At 60.1% G+C, this 1,650-nt stretch carries 1 pseudogene; it reads left to right on the top strand.

Annotated features, from left to right (window positions below):
• The first annotated feature begins 33 nt into the window (after positions 1–33).
• Positions 34–1,624 (top strand): annotated as a pseudogene (locus AWB67_RS37350) (IS3 family transposase).
• Positions 1,625–1,650 lie beyond the last annotated feature (26 nt).

Genomic DNA, 1,650 nt, shown 5'->3' with positions numbered 1-1,650 from the left:
ATTTTTGTTATTTGAAGAACTCAGAGGTGCAGGTTGAAGACGAAACAGACGTATTCTGTAGAATTCAGAGAGCAGGCGCTGGCGAAGGCCCTGCAACGAGGCAACCGCTCCGTAGGAGCGGTTGCCTCCGAACTGAACATGAGCGTATTAACTTTAAGGAAGTGGATCCGGGTGTCTAACGCCGCAAGCCGCAACCCGGTGCCTGTCGATGCACGGCGCCCGGAAGATTGGTCGTTGGAAGAGCGCCTGCTGGCCTTGCATCAGAGCCACGGACTCACCGACGAGGCACTGCATGCCTGGTGCCGTGAGCGGGGCCTGTTCGCCCATCATCTCACCCAGTGGCGCCAGGACTTCTGCACGGCCGGCAGCGGCTCGGCCCGGCGCGAGAACGCCCTGGAAGTACGTGAACTGAAACACGCCAATGCGCAACTGCAACGCGAACTGAACCGCAAGGACAAGGCGCTGGCGGAGGCGGCGGCGTTGCTGATACTACAAAAAAAGTATCAGGCGCTGTTCGGGGACGAGGATCAATGAGTTCCCTCGGGCGGCGCAGCACCGTGATCGGGCTGATCGAAGAAGCGATCCTCGCCGGGGCGCGTCAGGCGCGTGCGTGTGAGATCCTGGGGCTGAGTTCGCGTACCTTGCAGCGCTGGCAACGTGGCGACCCCGATGCCGTGGACGGGCGCACCTTGTGCCGCCACGAGCCTGCCCACAAGCTGTCGGCCGATGAACGCGCCGAACTGCTGGCGGTGGCCAACTCTGCTGAATTCGCCCACCTGTCACCGAGCCAGATCGTGCCACGACTGGCCGACCAGCAACGCTACATCGCCTCGGAATCAACGTTTTACCGGGTGCTGCGCGAAGCGAACCAGCTCGCCCACCGGCGCAGCGAACGGCCGGCCAGCGCACGTAGCAAACCGCGCGCGGTCTGTGCCGATGCGCCCAACCAGCTGTACTCGTGGGACATTACTTACTTGCCGACGACGATTCGTGGGCAGTATTTTTATCTGTATCTGTTTCTCGATGTCTTCAGCCGCAAGATTGTCGGATGGCAGGTCTATGCCGAGGAAAGCAGCATGCTGGCCAGCGAAGTGCTCAAAGACCTTTGCGCACGCGAAGCGATACAACCCGACCAGGTTATCCTGCACTCCGATAACGGCAGCCCGATGAAAGGCGCCACGATGCTCGCCACCCTGCAGGCGCTGGGTGTTATGCCGTCATTGAGTCGACCGGGCGTGAGCAATGACAATCCGTATTCGGAATCGCTGTTCAAGACGTTGAAGTACCGACCGGCCTACCCGTTGCAGACGTTTGACACCCTGTTTGCCGCGCGCACCTGGGTCACCGGGCTAGTACGCTGGTATAACCACGAGCATCTTCACAGCGCGATCCGCTTCGTGACGCTGGCCCAGCGTCACGCAAACCTTGACCAGCAGATTCTCGATCGCCGCGCAACGCTCTATGAGGTGGCCAGGCAGCGTAACCCGCTGCGATGGAAAGGCCCTACGCGAAACTGGAAGCGCGTGCACACGGTCCATCTGAATCCCGATCAGGTCGGTAAATCTGAACTCACTCGACACCCTCAAACGCAAGAGCAAAAAGCCGCCTGAAATCCAATCGTTGAGGCGACATCTAGCTTGAAAATTTCCG

It is taken from the genome of Caballeronia terrestris (assembly GCF_001544515.1).
Classification (GTDB): domain Bacteria; phylum Pseudomonadota; class Gammaproteobacteria; order Burkholderiales; family Burkholderiaceae; genus Caballeronia; species Caballeronia terrestris.
Note: the sequence above shows the minus strand (reverse complement) of the source record. Positions and strands in the feature narration are given on the sequence as shown.